The sequence below is a fragment of the Neobacillus sp. Fa239 genome, from assembly GCF_055395235.1.
Window position 1 is genome coordinate 427247 of the sequence record NZ_AP041611.1, and the last position, 22737, is coordinate 449983.

19 protein-coding genes and 2 pseudogenes are annotated in these 22737 nt (G+C 36.1%); 16 read left to right on the top strand and 5 right to left on the bottom strand.

The window, feature by feature from the left end; genetic code table 11:
* The first annotated feature begins 107 nt into the window (after positions 1-107).
* The 6 genes and pseudogenes from yfkAB (ACZ5XR_RS02075) to ACZ5XR_RS02100 all read left to right on the top strand — a co-directional run bounded on the left by yfkAB (ACZ5XR_RS02075) (position 108) and on the right by ACZ5XR_RS02100 (position 8069).
* A complete protein-coding gene (yfkAB, locus tag ACZ5XR_RS02075) occupies positions 108-1220 on the top strand; it encodes a radical SAM/CxCxxxxC motif protein YfkAB (RefSeq protein ID WP_464500064.1) in 1113 nt (370 codons plus the stop codon).
* A gap of 406 nt (positions 1221-1626) precedes the next feature.
* On the top strand, positions 1627-2697 hold the full coding sequence (locus ACZ5XR_RS02080) for a GerAB/ArcD/ProY family transporter (RefSeq protein WP_464500065.1): 1071 nt from the start codon (positions 1627-1629) through the stop codon (positions 2695-2697).
* Positions 2694-4151 (top strand): spore germination protein, encoded by a 1458-nt coding sequence (locus ACZ5XR_RS02085; protein WP_464500066.1) that lies wholly within the window; start codon positions 2694-2696, stop codon positions 4149-4151. Before ACZ5XR_RS02080 ends, ACZ5XR_RS02085 begins: the two co-directional genes overlap by 4 nt.
* Before the next feature lie 3 nt (positions 4152-4154).
* A complete protein-coding gene (locus ACZ5XR_RS02090; protein WP_464500067.1) occupies positions 4155-5261 on the top strand; it encodes a Ger(x)C family spore germination protein in 1107 nt (368 codons plus the stop codon).
* Positions 5262-5534: 273 nt separating this feature from the next.
* Positions 5535-6004, top strand: a pseudogene (gene yfkAB / locus ACZ5XR_RS02095) (radical SAM/CxCxxxxC motif protein YfkAB); the annotation flags it as partial.
* Between the two features lie 652 nt (positions 6005-6656).
* Positions 6657-8069 (top strand): MFS transporter, encoded by a 1413-nt coding sequence (locus ACZ5XR_RS02100; RefSeq protein WP_464500068.1) that lies wholly within the window; start codon positions 6657-6659, stop codon positions 8067-8069.
* A 55-nt stretch (positions 8070-8124) separates the two neighbouring features.
* Here the strand turns inward: ACZ5XR_RS02100 and ACZ5XR_RS02105 are convergent, their stop codons facing one another.
* Complete coding sequence (locus ACZ5XR_RS02105; RefSeq protein WP_464500069.1) at positions 8125-8991, bottom strand: LysR family transcriptional regulator; 867 nt, start codon at positions 8989-8991, stop codon at positions 8125-8127.
* Between the two features lie 178 nt (positions 8992-9169).
* Between ACZ5XR_RS02105 and ACZ5XR_RS02110 the strand changes: the two genes are divergently transcribed.
* Positions 9170-10342, top strand: coding sequence for a PrpF domain-containing protein (locus tag ACZ5XR_RS02110; protein ID WP_464500070.1), 1173 nt, complete (start codon positions 9170-9172; stop codon positions 10340-10342).
* Between the two features lie 502 nt (positions 10343-10844).
* Here the strand turns inward: ACZ5XR_RS02110 and ACZ5XR_RS02115 are convergent.
* Together ACZ5XR_RS02115 and ACZ5XR_RS02120 are read right to left on the bottom strand one after the other, a co-directional pair.
* Complete coding sequence (locus tag ACZ5XR_RS02115) at positions 10845-11426, bottom strand: undecaprenyl-diphosphatase (protein ID WP_464500071.1); 582 nt, start codon at positions 11424-11426, stop codon at positions 10845-10847.
* 276 nt (positions 11427-11702) lie between these two features.
* Entirely contained in the window at positions 11703-11915 is a 213-nt protein-coding gene (locus ACZ5XR_RS02120; RefSeq protein WP_035445640.1) for a hypothetical protein, read from the bottom strand.
* A gap of 264 nt (positions 11916-12179) precedes the next feature.
* Between ACZ5XR_RS02120 and ACZ5XR_RS02125 the strand changes: the two genes are divergently transcribed.
* Positions 12180-13082, top strand: a complete 903-nt coding sequence (locus ACZ5XR_RS02125; RefSeq protein ID WP_464500072.1) for a DMT family transporter — start codon at positions 12180-12182, stop codon at positions 13080-13082.
* A 141-nt stretch (positions 13083-13223) separates the two neighbouring features.
* Here the strand turns inward: ACZ5XR_RS02125 and ACZ5XR_RS02130 are convergent, their stop codons facing one another.
* Both ACZ5XR_RS02130 and ACZ5XR_RS02135 read right to left on the bottom strand, forming a co-directional pair.
* The gene (locus tag ACZ5XR_RS02130) at positions 13224-14447 is read right to left on the bottom strand and encodes an IS110 family RNA-guided transposase (protein ID WP_464496974.1); all 1224 of its coding nucleotides are present in this window, start codon (positions 14445-14447) and stop codon (positions 13224-13226) included.
* A gap of 756 nt (positions 14448-15203) precedes the next feature.
* The gene (locus ACZ5XR_RS02135; RefSeq protein WP_464500073.1) at positions 15204-15674 is read right to left on the bottom strand and encodes a DinB family protein; all 471 of its coding nucleotides are present in this window, start codon (positions 15672-15674) and stop codon (positions 15204-15206) included.
* Between the two features lie 286 nt (positions 15675-15960).
* On the opposite strand from ACZ5XR_RS02135, the gene ACZ5XR_RS02140 reads away from it, so the two are divergent.
* From ACZ5XR_RS02140 to ACZ5XR_RS02175, 8 genes and pseudogenes are all read left to right on the top strand, one after another.
* Positions 15961-16629, top strand: a complete 669-nt coding sequence (locus ACZ5XR_RS02140) for a cyclase family protein (RefSeq protein WP_464500074.1) — start codon at positions 15961-15963, stop codon at positions 16627-16629.
* A 487-nt stretch (positions 16630-17116) separates the two neighbouring features.
* Positions 17117-17818, top strand: coding sequence for a response regulator transcription factor (locus tag ACZ5XR_RS02145; protein WP_464500075.1), 702 nt, complete (start codon positions 17117-17119; stop codon positions 17816-17818).
* Positions 17819-18769 (top strand): sensor histidine kinase, encoded by a 951-nt coding sequence (locus tag ACZ5XR_RS02150; RefSeq protein WP_464500076.1) that lies wholly within the window; start codon positions 17819-17821, stop codon positions 18767-18769.
* Positions 18770-18849: 80 nt separating this feature from the next.
* Positions 18850-19773 carry an ABC transporter ATP-binding protein gene (locus tag ACZ5XR_RS02155; protein WP_464500077.1) on the top strand — a complete coding sequence of 308 codons (924 nt, stop codon included), beginning with the start codon at positions 18850-18852 and terminating at the stop codon, positions 19771-19773.
* Positions 19774-19832: 59 nt separating this feature from the next.
* Positions 19833-20531: an ABC transporter permease gene (locus tag ACZ5XR_RS02160; protein ID WP_464500078.1), complete on the top strand. Its 699-nt coding sequence runs from the start codon at positions 19833-19835 to the stop codon at positions 20529-20531.
* Between the two features lie 469 nt (positions 20532-21000).
* On the top strand, positions 21001-21351 hold the full coding sequence (locus ACZ5XR_RS02165; RefSeq protein ID WP_464500079.1) for a DoxX family protein: 351 nt from the start codon (positions 21001-21003) through the stop codon (positions 21349-21351).
* A 456-nt stretch (positions 21352-21807) separates the two neighbouring features.
* The gene (locus tag ACZ5XR_RS02170) at positions 21808-22050 is read left to right on the top strand and encodes a hypothetical protein (RefSeq protein WP_464500080.1); all 243 of its coding nucleotides are present in this window, start codon (positions 21808-21810) and stop codon (positions 22048-22050) included.
* A gap of 166 nt (positions 22051-22216) precedes the next feature.
* A pseudogene (locus ACZ5XR_RS02175) lies at positions 22217-22582 on the top strand (NAD(P)H-dependent oxidoreductase); the annotation flags it as partial.
* Between the last annotated feature and the right edge of the window lie 155 nt (positions 22583-22737).

Here is a 22737-nt window from a genome sequence, read left to right on the forward strand (position 1 = left end):
GTATAACGAATACTAATAATTATATAGTCTTTGAAAATAGCAAAGAGTTCCTTATTCCGTTATAATAGTAAGGTTTTGAAAAACTGATTGTCAGGAGTTTGATCTGAATGAGAAAAATAACCCCATCGTATGATCCATGGGAAGCCTATTTAGATATTGAACAATATGGAAGACCGCAGCTTTCCAACATTGAATTCACCACGACAACCCTTTGCAATATGCGCTGCGAGCATTGTGCGGTGGGATATACGCTTCAAACCAAAGATCCGGATGCACTCCCGCTTGAATTATTGTTAAACCGATTAGAAGAGATTCCCTTACTGCGTTCCTTAAGTATTACAGGCGGAGAACCGATGCTTTCGCTCACTTCAGTTAAAAATTATGTAGTGCCCATCTTAAAATATGCCCGAGAACGCGGGATACGCACGCAGATTAATTCCAATCTAACGCTTGAATTAGGGCGCTATGAATTAATCCTTCCCTATTTAGATGTTTTACATATATCCCATAACTGGGGAACAGTTGATGATTTTGTAGAGGGTGGATTTGCCAGGATGGCACAGCTGCCTGAATACAGCCATAGAGAAAAATATTTTAACAGGATGATTGATAATAGCAGAGAGCTTGTAAAAGCGGGGATCATGGTCTCTGCCGAAACGATGCTAAACAAGAGGACAGTACCGCATCTCGAAAAAATTCACCGGCAAATCGTGGATGAAATGCTTTGCCAGAGGCATGAGATTCACCCGATGTACCCAAGTGATTTTGCTAGTAATCTTGAAACTTTAACACTAGAGGAAATAAGAGCGGCAATCCACCATTTGCTGGATATCCGCAATGAAAATGTGTGGATGCTGTTTGGGACGCTGCCATTCTACGCGTGCAGTAGCAATCTAGAGGACTTAGAGCTTTTGGAGAGACTATATAAAAGCAAAAATGTAACAGTGCGAAATGATCCTGACGGGCGTTCTCGCTTGAACGTAAATATCTTTACAGGTGATATTATTGTTACCGATTTTGGGGATACACCACCTCTTGGGAATATTCAAACAACTACTTTACAAGATGCCTATCAAACATGGCAATCCTCAAACATAGCAAAGGAATTGAGCTGCCATTGTCCGCAGGTTGGCTGCTTGGGACCTAATATACTAGTAAAGAATAGTTATTATCAAAATGAAGATTTTACGATTAAAAAGGCGAAAATAACAACGTTATAGTAGATGCTAATGGCGGTCTTAAAGAGACTGCTATTTTTTCTGTTTATAAGTCTTTCTATTGCAATTTAATATTAAAATTTTGAAAGTTTTCACTTAAAGTAACTGATGCAGTTTAGTGAAAGAAGGACGTATACTTTAATTTTGTAGGTGAGGCGGTTTCCTCTAAGACTTCACGCTTGACCGCCGCATCAGGCGCTTCCCCCCTCCTCGATCTTGTACTCCGAACCATTCCATAGTCCAATTATCGGTGTTTTCTCCCGAATAAGGAAAAGCAGTTAATTACCTTATTTTATAAAACAAAGGGTATATTTAAATTTCATTCTCGATTTCTCCTTTATGGAAATTAATACATATCCGTTTAAACAAGAGGTTATGCTAAAAAAAATTGTTTAAATAGGTGGATTAGATGAATCAAAAGGTTATTCAGGCATCACACATTTATATTTTACTTATTCTGTATTCAGGTTTTATCGTTCATGTATCGGGTCTGCCTGCATTGTTATCGGTGGCAAAAAGGGATGCCTGGGTAAGCGCTCTTGCCAGTGCCCTCCCCGTCATGCTTTGGTTTCTTCTCACCTTCTACCTGTATAAAAAACTAAACAGCTATGATATTTTCTCATTTTTACATCAATTTTATAGTAAGTGGGTTTCATCCTTTTTTTCCATTGTGTTTTTTGTTTATTTTGTTAGCTCGGCATTCCTCACACTAAAGTTCACCGTGTATTGGGCATCGGCCACCTATACCATGGACGTTCCGAATTATATTGTAACTTTCTTATTTTTACTTATTTGCCTTTATTCATCTGCAAAAGGGATTAGAACCATTACGACGATGGGCGCTCTTATTTTGCCATTTGTTATAGGCTTTGGGATTTTGGTTGGTTTGGGAAATATCCCTAATAAAGATTATGAACAGTTATTTCCTATTTTTGAGCATGGGTATAGAGGTTTTATTATTGGAACATTGTCTTCTTGTTCTAGTTTATTTGAAGTCTTCTTTGTCTTGTTTTTGACCTCTAACCTAAAAAATAAACTGAAGATGAAATGGCTTCTGCTTGTTGGCCTATTTCTGATAGGTCTATCGTTTGGCCCCTTAGCAGCAGCCATCGCTGAATTTGGTGCGGTAGAGGCAGAAAAAATGAGAAATCCTGCTTATGAGGAATGGAAATTGTTAACGATTGGAAATCACATTACCCGTCTTGACTTTCTTTCCATCTTTCAGTGGTTGTCTGGTGCGTTTATCCGCATCAGTTTGTCCGTATTTATCGCCGCAAAAGGATTTTCCGTTACAAAGGAGCGAAGATGGGTGCAGCCGGCCATTTACCTGCTGGTTTTTATTATGGTAAACGTACAGTGGGATTCGTCCTCCTTTTCTTACTTTTTGGATCATTTTTATTTTCCATACAGAATAGTATTTCAAGTTTCCGTTGTCCTGATTTTATTACTACTCATAACGTTAAAAGGTGATCATCGATGAGAAAGAATCACTTTGCTGAAAAATCAAGCAACATTGACGAATTAAGAAGCTGGTTCAAAGATTCAGCTGATATTGTCATTAAAAACAGAACCTATAACGAAACGCTTTCAATAGAATTCCTTTATTGTCCTAATTTAGTTGATTTGAAATATATGAACGAGGTGATATTTCCTACCATTCATGATGTCTTAGAAACGGACTGTATGTTAACAATTGATTCGTTTATTAATGTGATTGAGATCAGTAATCTCAAAGGTCCAAAAATCAAAGACAAAGTGGAACAAAAGCTATTTTCCGGCGAATTAATTGTTGCATCCCATGATGGGAGTATCCTTTTTTCTACCTCAGCGGCAAGCATTCCCAAGAGATCACCGGAAGAATCAAATTTAGAGACCTCTGTCCGGGGGCCAAGGGATGGATTTGTAGAAAATATCTCCGATAATATGGCCTTAGTCCGGCAACGACTAAAAACGTCTTCTTTAAAATGCATTGAATATACCATCGGTGAGCGAAGCAAAACGAAGGTTTTACTGCTCTATATTGATGATATTATGAATCCTGCGATACTAGAGGATGTCAAAAAACGGTTAGAATCAATCAAAATTGATATTATTGTCGCCAGCAATGAAATTGAAGAATTTCTTTATGATCAGCTATTTTCGATTTTTCCGCTCTTAGACAATATTGGGAGACCCGACTTTGTTGTCCAGTCTTTAAACCAGGGGCGATTCGTCATCATAGTTGATGGAAATCCATCGTGTTTAATTGGGCCGACCAATTTCAATCAAGTCCTCTACTCACCCGAGGACGCCCATCAAAGCTTTTTTTATATCAGCTTTATCCGCCTCCAACGGATCTTTGGAGTGTATATAACTGTTTTTTTACCAGGATTTTATATCGCGCTTATCACGTATCAACTGGATCAATTACCCTATACGCTTTTGGCCACGATTGCGGTCTCGAGAATTGGATTGCCGTTAACTGCACCTGTAGAGGCCACGATTATGCTTATCTTATTTGAATTATTTAAAGAAGCGGGAATAAGGCTGCCGAAAGCGGTTGGTCAGACCGTTGCCGTTTTAGGCGGTTTGTTTATCGGCGATGCTGCTATCCGCGCAGGGTTAACTTCGCCTTCGATGCTCGTCATTGTCGCCATTACGGTCATTTCTGGCTATACTCTGATTAATCAAAATATTGCCGGCAACATTGCACTACTTCGGTTTGTGGTTTTAATCTTTTCCGCCTTTTTGGGATTGTTTGGTTTCTTTATTTCCTTCTTTCTGATTTTAACCAACATAGTGTCATTGGAAAGCTTCGGTCAGCCCTATATTTCGTATTTATCTAAGCCTCATCCATTGGATCTTGTGAAAAACTTTATCAGGCTGCCGCAACGCTTTTTAAAGAAGCGTAATCAAGCATATAATCCGATTGATTCTGATAGTCAAAAGGAGTAATGTATGAAAAGCCTACTTTTGATTTTAACTATTTTGATTACAACGGGATGTACCGGAGCAAAGGAAATTCAAAATCAAACCTATGTTACAGCGATTGGATTAGACTATACGAAAGGGTATTATACCGTTTATATGCAGGGATTAAATTTTGCTAATATCGCGAAGTCGGAAAGCGGCGCAGCCCTCCAACAGACTCCACCCATTTTAATCGGTGAAGCTAAAGGAAAAAGCATCCAGGCCGCATTCAGTTCCTTAGCGCAGCGTACCGCTTTGCCACTGTATTACGGGCATGTGGACACCTTCCTATTAAATCAAGGTGTGATTGAAAGCAACCTGAGATCTGTGATTGAGTTTATCGGACAAAACCCTTTTCTTCGGTATAATTGCTGGCTGTATGGAACCAAAAATGATATAAAGAATATCTTTTTAGGAGAAAGCTTTTTTAATTATCCATCTTTGTATACGATTCTTCATTCTCCTCTTACATTAATGGCCAATAATTATGTAATACCAATTGAAAAATATAATCGCTTTATTTCAAAATATTACGATCCAGTCGGCTCCTATGTCATACCTTCCATTGATATTAAGGACGAGAACTTTTTAAACAATAAAAAGCCCAAGAAAGTGGCAGCATTAACCGGAGGCTTTGTCATCGCCCATAAGCAGTATAAAGGATTTGCAAGCAAGCAAGAATTATCCGGGTTAAAATGGTTTTCCGATAAGGCTTCCAACATTCCGCTCTCACTTTTTAAGGAAAAGGTAAGTGTGATTGTCCTGGAACCGGATGGATCCATTAAAGTTAGCAATGGCCCGAAACCTGCCTATGACTTAAAGGTAAAAGCGCACGCGATGATCACACAAAATGAAGAAAATTTAGATGTCAAAAAAATTGAAAAAGAAATAGCGAAAAAAATTAAAAATCAAATTCTCCAAACAATAAATAAAAGTGAAGAGCTACGTGCCGACCTTTTAAATATGAGTGAAAGGCCGTATCGTTTTCATTATGGTAGATGGGATCTTGAGACGATTAATACCATCGATAAAAGCTTAATCAAACACATCGATGTAAATGTTTATATGGATGAAACCATTAAGTATAAACGATAACAAGTTGTACTTCGGTTAGTACAGCTTGTTACTATGTTGTCTTTGAGAGAACCGTTCGTTGAATGAAAGACAAAATAAAATCGAATGAATCCCTTACGGTTATTTATTCTCTTTGAGCATTTCACCATCGGGCTGCGCCGGCTATAAAAGGTAAGTACAATTTGGTCGTTGTAACTCATCGTGAAATGGAATCTAATAAACTTTTAGGGGCGTTAGTGTCATAAAATGCCAACGTTTTTTTGTTGTTAAACGACATGAGATTTATTACAATCGTTGTACTCGAGCGATTTTGCTAGCAATCTTGAAACATTATCACTAGATGAAATAAGAGCAGCGATCCATCACTTGCTGGATATTCGTGATGAAAATGTTTGGATGCTGTTTGGGACGTTGCCGCTTTCGCGTGCAGTAGCAATCCGGAGGACTTAGAGCTTTTGGAGCGACTATATAAAAGCAAAAATGCAACAGTACGAAATGATCCTGACGGACGTTCCCGGCTGAATGTTAATATTTTTACTGGCGATATTATTGTCACCGATTTTGGGGATACACCACCGCTTGGTAATATTCAAACCACTGCTTTACTAGATGCCTATCAAACATGGCAATCCTCAAGTATAGCAAAGGAATTAAGCTGCCATTGTCCGCAGGTTGCTTGCTTAGGGCCGAACATATTAGTAAAGAATAGTTATTATCAAAATGAAGATTTTACGATTAAAAAGGCGAATATAACAACGTTATAGTAGATGCTAATGGCGGTCTTAAAGAGACTGCTATTTTTTCTTTTTATAAGAATTTCTATTGTCAATTAAATATTGAAATTTGAAAGTTTTCACTTAAAGTAAAGAAGCAATTAGTTGAACGATCATCATTAGCTTTTTTTCACAATTGGTCCAGATGCTGGAATAAATAATTATTAGTTTGATATTAGGTAAGATGAACCGTACCATAAGTAAATGAGTTTTTTGGAATCAAAAGGAAGGAACTGTATCACAAGTGACGCTGAGAAAGATTTGATGGAGTATCCGAACGTAGTTAAATATACAGCAAAAAGCCTTCTACTGAAGTGAGAAGGCTTTTTGCCGTTAAAGTGGTATTTGGTAAGAGTGGTTATTCAAACGGACAAGTAAAATTCAAAAACAGAACTTTGTGGAATATAAAGACAAAGGAAATAGTTTTAAAGTTCAGTATAAAATGAAATATTTAAATTATGTTAAAATTAGTAGTCGGTTTAGTTAGGTAGTAAAGGCGGAGGTTATCAATAAAAAAATTTTATGGAAATGCATAAATAATATGTATTATTTTTATATCTGACTATATGATACATTTTCACTATAGCTACTTTCGAAAAATTTTTAATCGTCCAAAAATAAATTTAACAAAGAGGTGTGAATAATGAATAGTTCTAAAGCAATCGGGATCAATGCAGCAAATCGTTTAGACCGTCTCCCTGTTTCATCAATTCATAAGAAAGTAATGATTGCCTTGGCGATTGCTTACTTTTTTGAATACGGGGATTTGAATACGTTTACATACGTAGCTCCAGCCCTAATAAAACACTGGCATGTTTCAGTGAAAACGGTAGCCTTTATTACATCTAGTTCATTTTTAGGCATGTTTTTAGGAGGGATGTTTGGCGGATGGATTGCGGATAAGATTGGAAGAAAGAAAGCTATTATCTATTCTGTGATTTGTTTGTCCCTCTTTTCGCTGTTGAATGCATTTGCTTGGGATCCTGTCTCTTTCGGTGTTATTCGATTTATTACTGGTATGGGAACTACAGCCTTGCTCATCAATGCGAATACGTATTTAAGTGAGTTTTTTCCAACGAAAGTTCGTGGTAAATATCAAGCGATAGGTATGGCTATTGGTGTCTGCGGAATTCCGATTACTGGTTGGGTATCTAGTTACCTGATTCCATTGAGTGACTGGGGATGGAGAACAGTATTTATATGGGGGGCATTTGGTATCTTTTCATTATTCTTTATTAGCCGTTTAGAAGAAATTCCACGTTGGTACGAGGCACGTGGACAGTTTGATAAGGCTGAAGAGATCTTGCAGAGAATAGAGGAAGCAGTGCGTAAGGAAAAGGGGACATTACCTAATGCAACTTCTGTTGTGCCACAGACTAAAAAATATAAAATTAGATTAGCCAGCATTAGCCAATTGTTTAAAGGACACTATCTAAAGAGGACTAGCTTGCTTACGGCTGCTTGGGTATTCCAAACTCTCGGTTTATATGGGTTTGGTTCTTGGGTTCCCACTCTGCTCGTGAAGCAAGGGTTTAAGATGAGTGATTCTCTATTGTATACGACATTAATCACCTTAGGAGCTCCATTGGGTGCATTGGTTGGAGCGTTGATATCTGACCGTCTTGAGAGAAAAACAAACGTGGTTGTTTCCTCCGCATTGATTGCTGCTGCTGTCTTTTTGTACGGTGTAACCTTACAGCCCGTTTTTATTATTACCTTTGGTTTCTTGATTAACTTAATTGAAAGAACCTATGCCTCCAATTTGTATACGTATACCTCTGAATTATATCCAACGGAGACCCGTGCTCTTGGTCAAGGGTTAACCTACGGGATTGGACGTTTCTCTAACATGTTTGGTCCACTTATAATAAGTGCAATCTATACTGGAAACGGCTACATGAAGGTGTTCGTCTTTATTGCAGCTTGCTGGCTTGCTTCGGCAATTGTGCTTTGCTTTGGTCCTAGAACCTCCAATAGAAGCCTGGAGGAGCTCAATACCTTTAACCAACACCCTTCTACTGCCATAAAAGAAAGTAACGCGGTCAATCGATTATAAAAATTTAGGCGATACCAAAGGTGTTTTGGTATCGCCTTTTAAGTTTATTTCCCCTTCATAACATAAGTTTCATATTTTTGATAAATTCAACAAAAGTACCAATTAAGGGGATTTGTAGTGATTCCTTCCGATAAATCATCCAAGTGTTGCGTTTAATCGGTTCCCCGTGTTTGGTTCTTAGCTGGATATGATACATGTCCTCCCCATCCCCTAAAACAATCGAAGGGATAATAGCAAAACCAAGCCCGTTTACAACCATTTCTTTGCAAGTCTCCATATGATCTACTTCCATAGTGATAGAAGGGGGTTTGTTAAAGTTTTCCTTCCACCAGTTATCAAATAGATTTTCCAGTGATAAATCCGTTTTATAATTGATTCTAGGTAGGCTTGGAAGTTCATCTAAATGAATTTCACGACTAGACACAATCCAAATGTTTTCTGTCATAATTAAATGCTTCTCTTCTGTCCAATTGTAATCTCCCCGTACGAAGCCAATATGAACATCCTGCTTATATACAGAATTGGGCAATTCTGAGCTGCGACTGGAGATAACCTTGAATTCTACCTCAGGATATTGTAAATAAAAGTTTTTTAGAATTCCTGGAAGCTTGTATCGAGCAAAGCTGCTTGCTGTACCGATTTTCAATGTTCCGGATATTTTGCTATCCATACTTAATAGACTTTCTTTCACTTGTTGTAATTGTCTTATCATATCCTTTGAATATTTAGCCAGGAATTCGCCTTGTGGTGTGAATTCAACTCCCCTTCTACCTCTATGCATGATTGTGACGCCAAATTCTTTTTCAAGCTGTTGGATACGATAGGTCAATGCTGGCTGGGATACAAAAAGAATTTCAGCTGTTTTCGTTATATTCTGTTGTTCGTATAAAGTCTGCAATAATACCCAATCTTTTTCTTCCATGGAAGTTCCCTTCAAATAATTTTTTAATAAATTAATTTTTATATCCTTATTTTAAAGGTAACAGCTATGTGGCATCAATAAATTTTATCGAAAATAATAAAATAAATGTATTTTTTTTATTTCATAATCCGTGTTACCTTTACTTCACAAGGATTCACAAGGAACGGAGGAATAGCAAATGTATGACTATGGACAAATTTATAAAATTCCTACAGTAATTATGAGGGGGGGAACAAGCAAAGGCTTAATTCTAAGAAAAGCTGACCTTCCATCGGATCCAAATGTAAGAGATGAAATGATTTTAAGGATATATGGGAGTCCTGATCGAAATCAGATTGACGGTTTGGGTGGTGGAACATCCCTTACTAGCAAATTAGCCATTGTTGGTCCTTCGGTTTATCAAAGTGCGCATATTGATTATACATTTGGACAGGTAAGTATTGAGAAAAAGGCTATTGATTACAATGTTACTTGTGGTAATTTTGTTACGGCAGTTGGACTCTATGCAGCAGAAGAAGGATATGTACCATTGACCGAACCTGTTACGAAGGTAAATATTTATAATACAAATATCAATAAAGTTATTGTTGCTGAGATTCCTGTGAAGAACGGTCAAATTCAGTATGACGGGGATTTTTCCATTGATGGTGTACCAGGGACTTCTTCAAGAATTATGCTAAATTTCCTTGGAGCTGGCGGTTCCTTTACTGGAAGGACTCTACCAACGAATAATACTCAAGATACTATTTGTTTACAAGATGGACGCAAAATTGTAGTGAGCATTGTCGATTGTGCAAATGTGTTGGTTTTTGTAAAAGCACAGGATGTAGGATTGCGGGGAACTGAACTTCCCGATGAGATAAATGTAGACAAAGCGCTCCTGGAAACATTAGAAAACATTCGTGTGGAAGCCGGAGTCAAAATCGGGCTTATTAAAGGGGAGGAAAGGGAACAAGTTTCTCCAACTACGCATGCTCTCCCGAAGATTGCGATGGTAGCTTCGCCTGATGAATATATGACGTGTATTGGAACTCGAGTAAAAGTTGAGGATATCGATATTTTATCCCGCTATATCTCAATGGGTTCCCTTCATAGGGCCCACGCTGTAAGTGGAGCAATAGCACTTGCTGCTGCCACAAGGATCCCTGGAACCATCCCAAATCAGGAAATCAGTCATAGAAAATCCGCGGTTCGAATTGGTCATCCTTCTGGAAGTCTACTTATCGATGCTACTGTTGAAAAAGATGAATCAGACTGGCGTGTAATTCGTGCCGCAAATGGAAGGACTGCAAGGAGATTAATGGAAGGTTATGCGTATGTACCAATATCCGTTTTACAAAAAGTAAAGTGAAGCCTTTTGATGAAGTTATCTGGATGGTCATAATCTAAAAACTTTCATGACTTTAGGGGAGGTTTACCTCACATTAATAGTTTATTTAGCGATCGGGCGCTTTTCTTTAATAGGAAGGCGTGTTTTTGATATGTACCTACACATTAAGGGATTAGATTTTGATAGGGTAATAAAGGATTGTGAAGGTTTTCGCTTAAACTAAACATGTTGAAACTAGTAGGGGGCGAACGGTTTAGCTGACGGGATCAAAAGTCCCACTGGGGGGGGACGTTCTACCCTGGCTACTGATATAATAAGACCAAATAAAAAAGGTCAAACAGAAATATTTTCTTATCTGGATAACCTTATAATACGAAAGTGACAGTTTACTTTAAGAAGCGCAATCACGCTGCCAAAATAGGCTGCTTTATTTGTTGAAAATTGGTTTGATTAATCGAATAAAAAACCCCTTTTAAAAAGGGATTAGCAATCTTTATTTCATCGGCATTGTTAGTTAATGGCTTTAAGTTCTTTGTTTTTTTTCTACCTTTCTTTGTCTCCTGAAAATTGAGTCAAAAACAGCTATTACCCAGTTTACCATAGGGTCTAATAGTCCAGATACTTTATAAGTAACGAACGAGACAATGATTGCCACAATCAAACTACCTAGGACATCAAAAGGATAATGAAGACCTGCATATATCCGAGAAAATCCTGTTAAGATTGCTAAAATAAACATTGGACTACCGATTTTTTTATTGCGTAGCCACATGGCAATTGCAATAGCGAAAGAACCCGTTGAATGATCACTTGGAAATGATGAATCGTTTGAATGTGGTATTAGGGGTATAAAATGATGTGTAACAAAAGGTCGTGGCTCATAATGAACCTTTGCAATAAGAACATTCATGACTAAACCGAGCAATCCAGTTCCTCCAGCATATAAAACAGCACGTTTCATAGATTTGCCGCCAAACAACCAGAGTACTAATAAAGCTAAAGCAAAAATATAAATTGCATCATTAGTAATAAAAACCATAAAATTGTCTAAAGTATGGTTGTGTCCAGATAAGTTATGGATACTTTTAAATAAATTATAATTCATTGAAAACAAAACTCCCCATAGATGATAATAAAATCATATGGTACTAAGTATAAACTAGAATAAAGGCTAGAATTATTAAAATAATATTAATTTAAATTAATAAGAAGGTTATGGACGGAAAGAGTAAGAATACTGATTCAAGATTGTTTATGAAGTGTATCACTTAAACTATAGGGTGCTTTAGTTGAAGAAAGCCAATGATTTTTATCAGTGGCTTTCTTGTTTGCTTAATCGAAGACCTTTACGATGAACTATTTATTCTATCACGGCGGAATTCTAGTTACTTAATTCCATTAATAATTCGTGGACAATGTGTTGTTCAAAATCCTTTGGCTTATCCAATAGTATCCCTCTTCTTGACGCAGCTGCAATTATTAGTCCTAATTCATAGTACATATTTTTAGAAACTAATCCTTTTGAAATCATTTTCTTCACTTCATAATAAAATTGAATCAAAAAATCACTTGGTAATTTTTCATATAAAGACATTTTCGGAAACACCCACTATTCCTACTTTTCTAATAGGAATAATATCAATTAAAACTGAAATTGAAAAGAGTTTTTCGCCAGATTCATAAATTTGTCATTTTATTACAGATACATTTGACAATACTGCTTTAATCTTGTTGAACTAACGGTGCAGTTTAGTGGAAGAAGAAAAATGTTCAAATCGTGATTTATTGACTCCTTCAAATTTGTTACAATTACTTTTTGAAAAGTTATTAAAGATAAACAGTAGAATGAGGTAATGCAATGACAAATTTTATGTACATATTTTGCTTAATGGTATGGGGGCTAAATTTTATTGCGGTGAAAATTCAAGGAACACCCGTCAGTTTGGAATTATCATTATCGTATCGTTTAGTTATGACAGCTTTTTTATTTTTAGTTCTTATGTGGTTCCTTAAACCAAAGGGGAGACCACGTACAAAAGATTTCCCGTTTATAATAGTTTTTGGTGTATGTAACTTTGCATTAAGTTATCTGTGCCTTTATTACGCCACCATTTTGAGCTCTGCTGCCATTGTAACTTTAATCTTTTCGTTAAAAGTAATATTGACTCCAATTGCTCTCCGTGTTTTTTTAAAAGAGAAATTATATTCTCGCGTGTTAATTGGGGGAATTCTAGGGGTATTTGGAGTATGTGTCCTAATCTATCCGAACTTAAATGATTTTCAAGGACTTACTGATTTAAAAGGAATCATGATTGCTTTGTTAGGTACGATTCTAACAGCTGTTGGTGATGCAAGTTCTGCAAGAAATGCTAATAGAAAGATTAACCCTATCTATGCAAATGCTATTGGTTTTACAATTGCTGGTGTTTTAATGGGGGTAATTGTACTGTTCCAAGGAAATAAAATTATACTTCCAACAACAGTTACATATTTATCTGCTTTGCTATATTTAACTTTGATTGCTTCTTTTATGGCTTGGCTATTTTATTTAAAACTTGTAGAAAAAATTGGAGGGGCAAAAAGTGGGTATATGGTAGCTCTATTCCCAGTAATTGGAGGGGTTGCTTCTGTTTTAATTGGTGAATCAACTCCATCAATTTATTTGGTAGTAGGGTGCCTTTCTAGCTGTATTGGAGCTGCAATTGCTTTAGGGGTTAGAATTCGGAGTCAGAATAATAATCTGCCTGTAAATACTAATTAAGAATAGACTTCTTTATTAAGCTCCCATGAAAATAAATTCTGACTTTCAAGGAAAATGGCAATACTAAAGAAGACGCAGCTCAATCGTTTTAAAAAAAGGGAGAGCGCCTGAGTTTTGGTAATGGTTATATGTTAGATTGGATCAGGAAACTTCAGGTTCTTTTACTGATACTGTATAACCTAGACTTTCAAGTCTTCGCATAGAGTGACGAACAATAGATTGCTGTCTTTGAATATCAAAATAATCTTCTCCTAAGTCAACATACATTTCTTTCCGAGTTAAAAGATAGTAGGAGATTCTTAACATGGCATGGGCAACGACTATGGCTGCTTTTTTACTTCCCTTTCGTGCAGCCGTTCGTCTATACATATGACCAAGATAATTTTTAGATCCTCTGACGGATTGGGCTGCTTCAGTTAAAGCAGATTTTAAATATTTGTTTCCCTTTTTAGATTTAGATGACTTTCTTTTTCCAGCGCTCTCATTATGTCCAGGTACTAGTCCTGCCCACGAACATAAATGGGCTGCGCTTGGAAACTGATTTTTGATGTCGGGTCCAATTTCAGCTAAAATTTGTTCAGCCATACGAGTGGCAATCCCAGGAATCGAATCTAATCGTTCAATATCTTCCTGAAATGATTTGACTCTTTCGGAAACTTCCTGATCAAGCATATCAATTTGTTCGGTTAGAAAATCTATGTGTGTAAGAATCGTTCGAATCATCATACGTTGATGAGGACGAATATAACCTTTAAGAGCGAGTTCGAGATCGTCTTTCTTTTTCTTTAAGGTTCGTCGAGCAAGACTAGCTAGTTTAACAGGATCATCTTCACCATTTCCTATGGCTCGAAGCATATCTTTAGAGGAAACACCCATGATTTCAGATACCACAGAAGCAAGTTTAATATTAGCACCCTCTAGAACCTTCTGAATTCTATTATGCTGTCTAGCACGTTCTTCAATAATACTCCGACGATACCGAACCAATTCTCGTAGCTCTCGCTGATTTCGATCTGGAATGAAGCTAGCTTTAAGTAATCCGTGACGAAGAAGCTTGGCAATCCATTCAGCGTCTTTTACATCTGTTTTACGTCCCGGAACTGCCTTCATATGTTGTGCATTCACAACTAAAAACACAATGTCTTCGGCTTCAAGAATATTAACAATCGGTTTCCAAAAAACACCTGTGCTTTCCATCGCCACATGAGTACACTCATGTTCTTTAATCCAATCAATCATTTTTAATAGAAAAACAGTTTTGGTTGAAAATGTTTGAATCTCCTTTCCATCTGGTGTGATAATACATGCAGTAATACTATCTTTATGGACATCCATACCGCATGCACGTTCAATGATAACTTCCATTGAGAACATCCTTTCTACGGCAAATTTAAATGGAGGCTGGTGCAATAACCAGAATAGGATTAATCTCCCATAAGTGCTTCCCGTAAGGGAGCGACAGTCTGTGATGCACCGTGGTCGTTGGAGTCAGACTAACGGATGGGCTCTAATGGCACCATAGCTTATCGACCTTCTTCTCCCAGCCGTAGTTGCAGTATTGACGGTTATAGTGCATTTTCATTCGCTGTGGTGCAGCGCGTTTTTTGCGCTGCATGGTTGGCTAACGGGTGCTTGAGTTTAGCAATGAGTCGTAACTGCGGCTCTTTTTCTTGTTCCACTAACTGGCAGTTTTGTTGAATAAGCTATTATGGTCGAACTAGTAAAAAAAGACTTCGTAAAGGACGAAGTCTTTTTTGGAATGTCGCTATATTGTAAAGTGTTTATGGGCATTTGGATTCTGTGATTCTTCCTCAATAAAATCGTTAATTTCTCTTGAAGAGCTTTGCATCTTTTGTTGGTCTTGTTTTCATCCATCCATACTTACCCTTCCTAATACAGTGGATACCTAAGTGCTTTTGGATAAGGATATGATACTCGGGCTTTTTGCATAGCTCCTGAAACCATTCTAATTTCATAAGTTGCTCAAGATTGGGTTCGATACGTTTTTCAGAAGGTCTGATGACCATCGCTACTATTCCACAAAGGCTTGTCCAATTGCTCTAAACAATTCCGACACTCCATTTCCACTCCTATCACTATTGCGATTGCACCATGTAATGGCTAATCCCAGATACGAATTCTTGGAACGCCTGCTGTTTTTAAATAATCCAATAACTGACCAGTATGAACGGATTCATGATAGGCAACACGTAAAAGCATGTCACCTAAATCTCTTATGTACCCTGAATCGGAGCGGTCAATCTTTATATTTGCCAAGTCTTCTTCAGTAAAGGACTTGATTGTATTTATGAATTCTTTTCGAAATGGTTCTGCAAATTCCAATTCTGCTTTTACAGAAGTGAATGTTCTATTATCGAAAGGGGAGTTGAAAACAGATAAACTCCCCCTATTTTTAATCGCAAGGTGGTAATAATATTCGCTTTCCAATACGTGTCTAATCATTTCTATGCAATTCATTGCTTCATCATCTGGCTTCCATTGGAGTTTTTCTTTAGGAATAGATGTCCAAACCTTTATGCTTCTTCTTCTAACTTCATTAAAGTTTAAAATAATTAAATCAATTGAGTTCAAAATAATTCCTCCTTCGGTAGGCATATCTTAATTATACACGAATGAATGTTCGCTCCAATATAAAGGAGGAAAATTTTACATATATATTTAAACAATGTATTTACGTTGCTTATTCAACGGATGCTGCAGCCTGAGGGTTGATGGGAACCTTCTGTTAGAATCATAATCTTTTCTAGATATGTATACTTTATAATTTTTCACTTAATACGAAGAAAATTGGCAAATATGATAAAATTTTCTTGTAGCATTTATTATTTATAAGGTAAAGGGAGAGTGGAAATTTAATATGAGGAGTAAAGCTTTTATTGATTTAAGTCATACTATTGAAGATGGTCTTATAACTTATAAAGGGTTACCTGCTCCAATAATCTGTGATTATCTAAGTCGGGAAGAATCCCGAAAACATTATGAAAAAGGTACAGAATTTCAAATTGGAAAAATAGAAATGGTCTCTAATACAGGAACTTATGTTGATGTTCCATTCCATAGATATCCTGATGGGAAAGATCTTTCAGAAACGACCATTGATAAAATGGCTGGCTTAGAAGGAATTATTGTCCATGTTGATGAAAAAAACAAAGAAATTGATGAAAAATTATTTAATGACCTTGATATTAAAGGAAAAGCTGTTTTAATTCATACTGGTTGGGACAAATATTGGAATACAGATCAGTATTTTGAAAACCATCCCTATTTAACCGAAAAAGCAGCTAAATATTTAGCAAATAAACAAGCTGCATTAGTTGGAATTGACTCTGTAAATATAGACGACACGTCAGGAAAAGCTCGCCCCGTACATACCGTTTTACTAAGACAAGAAATACTAATTGTTGAACACTTGTGTAATTTAAAGGGACTCTCAAATAAGGACTTCTTATTTTATGCCGTATCTCCTAAAATTAAAGGATTTGGAACTTTTCCTGTTCGAGCTTTTGCGGAAGTACTAACTAAATAATGTTAGGTGTGTAATAGTGTTATAGAAAATAAAATGATCGTAGTAAATTTTGCTTGTTCTGCAATCCGCACTATTATCGAAAGATATATGCATTGTTAGAATAACAGTAATGTTTTGATGACGTTTCAGGTTATTTTAAGAATATTGTCATGTTTTTACTTTATCTTAAATGAAATAAACGGTGTGTTATCAGCTTTTGTTTATTAAACCAAACTAGCCCAATAGAAACTACCGAATTATTCCATTATAGGCTGCTAGAGTTACAGATCAAGCTGTCATTTTGGCAGCTTTTATTATTGCATTAAAGGGGTTAGTTCAAAAAAACGAGGCTGTCAAATAAAGGACTATTTGATGTAGGAATCTAATAGTTTGCAGCTGATATTTAGGTGTTCATTTTAATCAAAGGTCAATTACCTACAATGCTTAAACTTCCATAGGCGGGTTAAGGGATCAATTATATTAAAGGATTACAGGGGAGGCGTTGTTTATGATGCAGAAAACGATTTTACTTGTCGAAGATGATCAGGATATTAGTAATATGGTAAAAACATATTTAAATAATGAGGCCTTTAATGTTAAGTGTGTTTTTGATGGTGAGGAAGCAATGAATGCTTTTCAGTATGAGCATTATGATCTGGTTTTGTTAGACTTAATGTTGCCAAAGTTAAATGGTATGAACTTTCTTCAAATGGTACGGACCAGGAGTTACATTCCCATAATTATTATGTCAGCAAAAGATAGCGAAGTGGATAAAGCATTAGGGCTTGGTCTAGGAGCAGATGATTATATCACTAAACCATTTTCAATGGTCGAACTTACGGCAAGAGTAAAAGCGGTCATAAGAAGATCCACACAGTACATAGACACTCAAATCGAACGAAATACTTCAATAATCAAATTACATGAGATTGAATTGGATACGGAGAATCTTAGTGCGACAAAGAACGGCATTCAGATCAACTTAACATCAAAGGAATGGAAGATTCTTTGTTTGTTTTTTGAAAACCAAAAGAAAGTCTTTACAAAAGAACAGATTTATCGTTCGGTCTGGGGCGACGAATACTATGGTGATGAAAATATTATAAACGTTCACATGAGTCGACTAAGAGAAAAAATCGAGGATACCCCATCGAAACCTGCCTATATCAAAACAATATGGGGGATCGGGTACAAGCTGGGAGAATTTTAAATGATTACTGTATTAAGCTGTATCATAATTGCCCTTCTTCTTTGTATCATCTATCAATATCAATCAAATCATGGAAGAAAAAAGAATCTTGCTTATATAGCAAATAAACTAAAAGAGATCCATTCCTCACAATCAAGTGAGAGAATTCTCATCGTAACGGATGATAAGCAACTCATTGAAATGTTAGATCATTTAAATCAAATGGTCGATGGCTATCAAGAAAATGTACGTCACTATAAAGAAATGAAAGTCTCGATGAAACGGATGTTGGCGAATGTCTCTCATGATCTTAAAACGCCGCTTACAGTGATCGCAGGATATATTGAAATGCTTCAAAATCAACCTAAAATGCAAGAACAAGAAAGAGTACGTTTGTTACAACAAGTACATAGTAAAACATTAGAACTCATTACGTTAATGAATACATTTTTTGAATTGGCTAAGTTAGAATCCGGTGATAAAGATATTCCGCTTGAAAAAGTTAATTTAACTGAGATCTGTAAAAATAATATTCTATCGTTCTATGAATGGATCCAAATCAAAGGATTAGAGGTGGTTATTGAGATACCAGAAAAGCCCGTTTTTGCTCTTGGTAATGAAGAAGCATTAAACCGTGTTTTAAATAATTTGATTTCAAATGGTCTTCGCTATGGTGCTGATGGCAAGATGATCGGTTTAAAGGTGTTTTATGATGAAACGAGGGTCTATGTCGAAGTTTCCGATAAAGGAAAAGGAATGAATGAAACCGACCAGGAGCGTGTATTTGAACGAATGTTCACGCTTGAAGAATCAAGAAATAAAGCCTTTCAGGGCAGTGGTTTAGGTTTAACCATTACAAAAAGACTGGTCGAAGAAATGCAAGGAGATATTTCAATAAAATCCATACCTTTTGAAAAAACGTCATTTACATTTTCATTGAAACAGTTTAATAACAGCTCACTTTTATCTTAAGATTTTTGTAAGAATTTAGACAGAAAAAAGCAAGGGTCGCTTGCTAGAATGAAAACAGTTAGAAAACGAGGAGGGTCATCATGAACTATGTTGTACAGACAAGAAATTTAACAAAAACTTTCCAAGGGCATGATGTAGTGTCACATGTAACGATGAATATTAGAAAAGGTGAGATTTATGGATTTCTTGGACCCAATGGTGCAGGTAAGTCCACAATAATGAAGATGCTAACCAATATGATCAAGCCTTCAAATGGCGAAATCACAATCTTCGGAAAGCTGCTCAAACATGACTGTTTCGATTACTTAAAGAGAATAGGCAGTATGATCGAATACCCCATTTTTTATGAGAAAATGACTGTTCTGGAAAATTTAGATCTGCATTGTGCTTATATGGGATACCATAGCAAGCAGGCGATTCGTGATGCTTTGGATCGGGTGGGTCTTGAAAATGTTGAGAATAAGCTGCCAAAAGAACTTTCACTAGGGATGAGACAGCGACTTAGTGTCGCCAGAGCGATTATCACAAAGCCGGAATTCTTAATTCTGGATGAGCCCATCAATGGACTGGATCCTGCTGGGATTAAGGCTATGAGAAAGTTATTTAAAATGCTTAATCAAGAATACGGTATGACTCTTCTAATTTCAAGCCACATTATTGGTGAAATTGAGCAGATTGCAGACACGATCGGTGTCATTAAAGGCGGAAAACTGATTGAAGAGGCTTCAATGGCTACGATAAAGGCGAGAAATACAGAATATATAGAATTGGTAACCCGCAGCCAAAAAAAAGCGACTATGGTACTGCATGATAAATTAGGTATAAATAACTTTAAGGTAGTTGATAACCAGACCATTCGCATCTATGCCACAGAAGTGCCTCAATCGACCATTTCTAAGACATTAATATTGGAAGATATCGATATTGAGTCTATTGATAAAAAACGAACAACATTGGAAGAGTATTTTATAAAAAAAGTTGAGTTAGACCAAATCGTGAGTTAACTTTCGTACGAGCGAATAGTGGACGGAGTAACATTTTTAAAGTTAAGGAGCCGATTATATTGTTTCATTTAATAAGACTTGAATCAAAAAAGTTTAAATTAGGATGGTTTGTCAAAGGTGCTATTCTTGCAAATATAATCATTTTGAGTGTTTTATGTATCCTTCCTGTCGTTGAAAGAAGTGATGGTACCGAAATGTTTAAAGATGCGACAGGAATTTTTACGATAAGTGGAGCGTGTGTTAGAGGGGCTTTTATTGTATTTGCAGCTGTACTTATTTCAAAAATGATTATTCAAGAGTTTAGGAATCGAACAATCCTCATCATGTTTTCCTATCCAATTAATCGTAAAAAAATCCTTAGTGCAAAATTGATTCTGATCGTATGGATGACATTCATTGCAATGACAATTTCTCATATAGTGGTGATTTTTGGTTTTATTGGATTGAATCAAATCTTTCATTTGACTTCTGTAATGAGTTTAACTTCAAACGATGTTTTGGCGGAGATCATAAAAATCATCATGTTTAGCCTGACGACTGCAGTGGCAGCACTCGTACCGCTATATTTTGGTATGAGAAAATATTCGACACCAGCAACGATAATTTCTTCCCTTTTAATTGTTAGTGTAACATGCCAATCAATTGGTCCGAATTTCTCATTAGCCAGTATTATTTATATTCCGCTTGCCTTGGCAATAATTGCTCTTGGTTTTGTTGTGTTAGCCATTCGGAATATTGACCACATTGATTTAGATTAAAATCAGATCTTTCGCTAACTGTATAAGGGTTTGTAGATAAAAAGGCAGGGCAACCCTGAATTAATTGATTCACCTATAAAACAGGATCTAATTTTGTCTGTGAGCCTTTCTTCAACATAATGGGAAGGCATATTGTTTTAATTCTGTATTCTTAAAATAAAGTTTTGTTAAAATCCTGTCTTAATTTAAACAGGGTTTATCTTTTCATGCTCTTGCCAATGTTGAAAAATCCAGTATGTTCTTCCACTAAAGGGTCATTTAATAGCGTAAAGATTAAGAGAATTGACGGCAAAACAAAAGATGTATGACCGTCATATGGCGGTCTTTTTGTTGAATAAACGGATCAGGTTAGTTGCAATTTTAACTTTATAATAAATCTATTAATGATAGAACCTTGTATCGAATATATATTCATATACTCGTTGGAGAGAATCCCCCTAAATAAGCTCAATAAAAGGAGTGAGGATAGATGATTACTATTGTCATGCAAGTAATTTTAGCGGTTTTTATTTTAGTAGGAGGATTCATAAAACTTTTACGTATGCCGTTTCAGGTTGAACATTGGCGGCATTATCAATATCCATTATGGTTCATGACTGTAATTGGATTGATTGAAATTATTGGAGCAATAGGTCTGATTAGTGGTATCTGGATTAGCTACTTAACTGTTGAATCAAGTGCATTATTTGTACTTCTAATGTTAGGAGCCATACATTCTCATATTTTTCGAGCTCATCAATCAATTGTAATGATCATTCCTGCAACGATCTGTTTAATATTATCTATTGTATTGATTATTAAGAACATAACGTTTGCTTAAACCTGTTCACAATTTTGGGAGGTTTAATAAAAAACTTACATTTTACTTCCCTATTATACTATAGGGTGCAAGAGTTGTAGATCAAGCTGTCATTATGGGGCTGTTGACAAATAGCTAATCAATACAAAAAGAAGACGAATTCCTACTACATATAGGATTCGTCTTCTTTATTATTTTCTATATCTTGTGCTATCAACTGTAACTTTTTAGTTTGTCAACAGCCCCACTATGGCAGCTTTTTTTATAGTGATATGTTTGACTTTATTAAGGGCTTTTTTTTGGTCAGGCAATACCACTCGTTTTGTTGATTATTAGCATGCTGAGGAGATTTTTAAAGGCAAAAAGATCAAAGAAAAATAGCTTAGCTACTCGAAGCCCTTAGATGATATAAATTAGATTGTGAAGAAAATCGGGTGCGTTTGCTTCACAACAAATGGCAACGAAGGGAAAAATTTTATGGTAATGTTCGGTGGGTTCATTCTCTTTTTAATTGGTATTGTTTCTTTTATATCGCTATTGGTATATGGGTATAAAGAATTTAAGGCAGATGAGTCTAAAACACCAAAAAAAGTGATCTTTTTAGTTTTAGGAATACTTGATACCTTTTTAGGTACTGGTGGTGAATTAGCAGGATTTGCTTTAATATTATCACTTGGAGCTATCCTTATTGGGCTTGTGATTATGGGGGTATTTCATTAATACATTAATGTGAAAGTTTGTGAAATATTGTACTTAAAGTAACGGGGGCGATACTTCAATAACGAAGGTCGCTTTTTTCTTCTTCAATTAACGGGGCAGAATAATTGAATAAAGAAGGGGTTTGTGGAATTCTAAAGGAAATAAGTAAAATAAAGGAGATACAATCATGAATGTATTAATTATTTACGCTCACCCAGAACCTAAATCATTCAATGGTGCTTTAAAAAACCTTGCTGTTTCAGAATTAACATCTTTAGGTTATCAGGTCAAAGTATCAGATTTATATGCGATGAACCTTAAGGCTGTTGCTAATAGCGATGATTTCCTAATGCGACAAGATAAAGATTTTTTAAAATATGCAGTTTAACAAAAAAACGCAGTTAAAACAAATAGTTTTTCAAAAGATATTCAAGAAGAGCAAGAAAAACTTCTGTGGGCAGATTTTGTTATTTTTCAATTTCCTCTGTGGTGGTACTCAGTTCCTGCCATCTTAAAGGGATGGTTTGATAGAGTTTTTGCTTTTATATTTATAGCAGCAGCCTTAAGGCTACTGCTACTTAAATAATATCTGATTGTTCCGAAATCCCATTTGGTGAATGTAGTTTAGTTACTTCAGATCCTCCTCCATTGTTCGACCTATAAATGATGGATTATAGAAATTAGTGTTGTTGAAATTTTTATAAGTTT